Source organism: Stenotrophomonas sp. PS02298 (assembly GCF_029959445.1).
GTDB lineage: Bacteria > Pseudomonadota > Gammaproteobacteria > Xanthomonadales > Xanthomonadaceae > Stenotrophomonas.
On the sequence record NZ_JASCOR010000237.1, the window covers coordinates 1 to 4,400 of the forward strand.

The window sequence follows — 4,400 nt, forward strand, 5'->3', positions numbered from 1 at the left end:
CATGCTGGTAGGCAGCGGCATCGCCGCGCACCGAGAAGTCGCCTTGTGCGGCGGCGCCGGCCAGGCGCTTGATCTCGTTGTTGATCGCCGACAGGCTGGCCTTGACCGCATCCACGGTCTCGGTGATCACGGCCTTCTCGCCGGGCAGGCGTTCGATATCGACGGACAGATCGCCATTGGCATAGCGCTTGATGATCTCCAGCGCGGACAGCAGCATCTGGATGTGCGAAGCGACCAGCGCGTTGCTTTCCTTGACCATCACGCCGTAGTCGCCGGGGAAGGCGGCCTCGTCCATGCGGTAGCTGATCATGCCGGTCTCATGCTGGCGGGCCATCTCCCGCTGCGCGCCGATCACCGACTGCAGCTGCGCCTGCATGCGCTGCATGGACTGCAGCAGCATGCCAACCTCGTCGCGGCGCGAGGCGTCGATGCGGCGGTCGAGCTTGCCGGCGGCGACATCGTCGGCCACGCGCACGGCATCGGCCAGTGGCAGCATGATGGCGCGGATGATGGCCCAGCCCAATGCGGCGGCGAGCAGCAGCGCAAGAGCCAGACCGATCACGATGGCGATCAAGGAGCGATGGTGTGCGCTGCGTGACTCGGCAGTCTGCTTGGTCAGCTGCTCCTGGTTGTACTGCGACATCTGCTTGAGCTGGTCGAACAGGGCGCGGCGCAGCTTGCGCGAGTCCCCGCTGGAGATGGCATTGGCGGTGACGAAGTCATCGGCGGCGATCGCGGCGGCGATGCGGTCGTGTGCTTCGAAGTAACCGGCACGCAACTCTTTCATCTTGTCGTACATCGCCAGCTCGGTGGCGCTGTAGTCGGCTTCGATGTCGTCGTAAGCCTTCTCTGCCGCTTCGATCAGCTTGCGGCTGTCGGCCATGCGCTTGTCGTAGTCGGCCAATTGTTCCGGGTTGCCCTGGTAGTTGAGCTGGGCCTGCTCGAAGGTGCGGTATTCGCCGAGCTGGGCGCGCATTTCACCAAGCTGCTGGACTGCAGGCATCCAGTTGTTGTTGACCTGCTGTATCTGGATGTCGGCCACGTTCATCCGCCACAGCGCGAACAGCGCAAGCAGCAGGGTGAGCAGGCTGGTGCTGCAGAATGCAAGCACCAGCTTTCGGGTGATCGACAGGTTCTGGAACCACTTCATTGCAGACATCTCCGTAGACAGGCATAAGGGCGATCCACAGGTCCGGCGCCCCTGGGGAATGTCATGCGTGGTGCAGGCCGCGACGGGGGCCCAGGTCGGTTGACAAACCTGATTGCATTGCGAAGCGGTATCGGCACACCCGTGGCCTTCTTGAAGGCGGCGTGCGGCGATGATTCAGGTAAGCTGCCTTGCGCGCTCGTCCTGCGATCGCAGTCTTCGTGCATGCATGCGTGCACGGCAAAACGCCGCATGCCCAGAAGCTGGGGATGCGGCGTCAGATGCTTGTTACGGTGTACTCAAGCCGCTTGCTGGGTACGCAGTGAACGTACCAGGCCACCGATATCGACGATCAGCGCGACGCGGCCATCGCCGAGGATGGTGGCGCCGGAGACACCGCTGATGCGGCGGTAGTTGTTCTCGATGTTCTTGACCACGACCTGTTGCTGGCCGATCAATTCATCCACTTCCAGCGCGATCTTCTGGCCATCGCCCTCGACCACGACGACCAGCGGTTCGGCCTGCGGGTTGTCGGGGTAGCCGTAGTACTCGCCCAGCGACAGGATCGGCAGGTACTCGCCGCGAACGCGCAGCACCCGGCCTTCGCCGGCCATGGTGCGGATGTCGTCGGGCTGCGGCTGCAGCGCTTCCAGCACGTAGGCCAGCGGCAGGATCAGGGTTTCGCCGGCAACCGAGACAGTCATGCCATCGAGGATGGCCAGTGTCAGCGGCAGGCGGATCAGTACGCGGGTGCCGGCACCGGTGCGGCTCTCCAACTGCACTTCGCCACCCAATGCCTGGATGTTGCGACGGACCACATCCATGCCGACGCCACGACCAGACAGGTCGGTGACCGCATCGGCGGTGGAAAAGCCGGGCTGGAAAATCAGGTCCCAGACCTGGGCATCGGTAGGGTTGTCCGGCACGCTCAAGCCGCGTTCCAGTGCCTTGGCGAGGATCTTGTCGCGGTTCAGGCCGCGGCCGTCGTCGCTGACTTCAATGACGATGTGGCCACCCTGGTGCGATGCGGCCAGGGTAATCGTGCCGGTCTCGTCCTTGCCGGACTCGCGACGCACGTCCGGCATTTCCAGGCCGTGGTCGATGGAGTTGCGGACAAGGTGCACCAGGGGATCGGCGATCTTTTCGATCAAACCCTTGTCCAGCTCGGTACCTTCACCGATGGTGCGCAGGCGCACCTGCTTGCCGAGGCGGCTGGAAAGGTCGCGGACCAGACGCGGGAAGCGGCGGAACACGGCATCCACCGGCAGCATGCGCACGCCGATGACGGCTTCCTGCAGGTCGCGGGTATTGCGCTCCAGCAGATCCAGGCCAGCCAGCAGCTGTTCGGCATGGGCCGGATCCAGCCCGCCGGAAACCTGCTTGAGCATGGCTTGGGTGATGACCAGTTCGCCGACCAGGTTGATCAGCGCATCGACCTTGTCGACGCTGACCCGGATCGAACTTTCGGCTTCGTGCTGCTGGCCGCTGGCGGGTGCCTTGACCGCTGCCTCGGCGATGTTGGCAACGGCCGCAGCTGGCGCTTCCACTGCAAGGCTGGGGGGTGCGGCCGGACGAATATCCAGCTCGCAGTCATCGACCACCCAGGCGAAGGTGTCTTCGATGCGGCTGCGCGGCACTTTGCCAACCAGGCCCAGATCCCAGGCCAGGTAGGCTTCCAGCGGATCGAGCTGATCGAAGCTGGGCAGGCGCGCCATGCGCGGCTCGACGTGCAGGGAACCCAGGGTTTCCAGTTCGCGGATGATGCGCAGCGGGTCGTTGCCACTCATGAACAGCGACGGTGCCGGGGCAAAGCCAATCTGCCAGGCGTCCGGGGTTTCTTCCGGTTTGACTGCCGCCACGGCAACCGGTGCCGCGCCCGACAGTACTGCCTGCAAGCGGTCGGTTATCGCCTTGACGGCCGCGGGGTCGGCAGGCTGGCCGTGTTCGACCTCGCGCAGCAATGCGCGCAGGACGTCCACTGAACCCAGCATCGCGTCGACCGCGTTGCTTTCGAGTGCGCGTTTGCCCGCACGCAGCTCATCGAGCAGGGTTTCCAGCACGTGGGTGAGTGCGGCAATGGCGTCGAAGCCAAAGGTGCCGGCACCGCCCTTGATGGAGTGGGCGGCGCGGAACACCGAATTGATGACTTCAGGGTCGTGCTGGCCGTCTTCCAGTGCCAACAGGCCGGCCTCCATTGCATCCAGCCCTTCGCGGCTTTCTTCGAAGAAGGTGGCGTGGAAACGTTGCAGGTCCATGCTCATTGGCGCGGTATCCGATCGGTGGGGCAGGCGGGCTGATCAGCCCAGGACTTTCTGTACGGTGGCAACCAGCTGTTCTGGATTGAACGGCTTGACCAGCCAACCGGTGGCACCGGCGGCCTTGCCTTCGGATTTCTTGTCGGCGGCCGACTCGGTGGTCAGCATCAGCATCGGCGTGAACTTGTAGTCCGGCAGCTGGCGCAGCTCACGGATCAGCGAGATGCCGTCCATGTTCGGCATGTTGACGTCGGTGACCACGGCGTTGAAACGCTGGCCCTTGGCACGCCCCAGGGCGACCGCGCCGTCCTCGGCTTCTTCAACCGAAAAGCCGGCCGAGGTGAGGGCGAAAGAGACCATCTGGCGCATCGACGCCGAGTCGTCCACCACCAAGATTCGTGCGCTCATGCAGCGTTCTCCACAGATTTCGTTGTGTCAGGGGTTGCTTCCAGACCGAGGGTCCGGAGGACACCGAGCAGGCGCGCGGCGTCACGGAAGGTATCGGTAGCGTTGTCAAAGACAGTGGCGTGACCGGCGTGTTGGCGGGCCAGCACGAAGGCGCACAGCACCTGCATCGCGGCGGTGTGCACGCGGCCGACCTGGCCGGCATCCACACGCAATTCGCCTGCTTGCGGCAGGTGGGTTGCCAGTTGTTGCTTCAAGTCGCTGGTGGACTCGATGCCGAGATCCTGGGCGAGGGCCACAGTGCTCATCGTTGCTCCGAACGAACGTTACTGGGAGAGATAGCGGCGATGCGCCGGCGATCTTTAGGGCTGCGATGCGCTGCAGCAGATAGTGTTAACGGGCGCACGGTTTTGGGCTTTGCCCCCTCCCTTTCGCGCAGCGAAGGGGAGGGCTGGGGAGGGGGGGAGCTCTGCTCCCTCCCTTGCGCCGAAGGCGTAGGGGAGGGCCGAGGAGGGGTAGCTTTTGGCTGGGTGGTGCCGAGCCATGCTCGGCTGGAGCCTTACCGGCAAAGCCTCTGCCGAGCATGGCTCGGC

Annotated in this window: 4 protein-coding genes; all 4 read right to left on the reverse strand. The window is 64.5% G+C overall.

Annotated elements, in window-relative coordinates:
- The coding region (locus QMX78_RS20195) for an MCP four helix bundle domain-containing protein (protein WP_282272993.1) at positions 1–1,150 on the reverse strand (1,150 nt) is incomplete at its 3' end.
- 296 nt (positions 1,151–1,446) lie between these two features.
- A complete protein-coding gene (locus tag QMX78_RS20200; protein ID WP_282272995.1) occupies positions 1,447–3,408 on the reverse strand; it encodes a chemotaxis protein CheA in 1,962 nt (653 codons plus the stop codon).
- A gap of 36 nt (positions 3,409–3,444) precedes the next feature.
- On the reverse strand, positions 3,445–3,810 hold the full coding sequence (locus QMX78_RS20205; RefSeq protein ID WP_038688521.1) for a response regulator: 366 nt from the start codon (positions 3,808–3,810) through the stop codon (positions 3,445–3,447).
- On the reverse strand, positions 3,807–4,115 hold the full coding sequence (locus QMX78_RS20210; protein ID WP_282272997.1) for an STAS domain-containing protein: 309 nt from the start codon (positions 4,113–4,115) through the stop codon (positions 3,807–3,809). Before QMX78_RS20210 ends, QMX78_RS20205 begins: the two co-directional genes overlap by 4 nt.
- Between the last annotated feature and the right edge of the window lie 285 nt (positions 4,116–4,400).

Coding starts and splice junctions, on each gene's coding strand:
- QMX78_RS20200 (WP_282272995.1), bottom strand. CDS start 3,408: ATGAGCATGGACCTGCAACGTTTCCACGCCACCTTCTTCGAAGAAAGC.
- QMX78_RS20205 (WP_038688521.1), bottom strand. CDS start 3,810: ATGAGCGCACGAATCTTGGTGGTGGACGACTCGGCGTCGATGCGCCAG.
- QMX78_RS20210 (WP_282272997.1), bottom strand. CDS start 4,115: ATGAGCACTGTGGCCCTCGCCCAGGATCTCGGCATCGAGTCCACCAGC.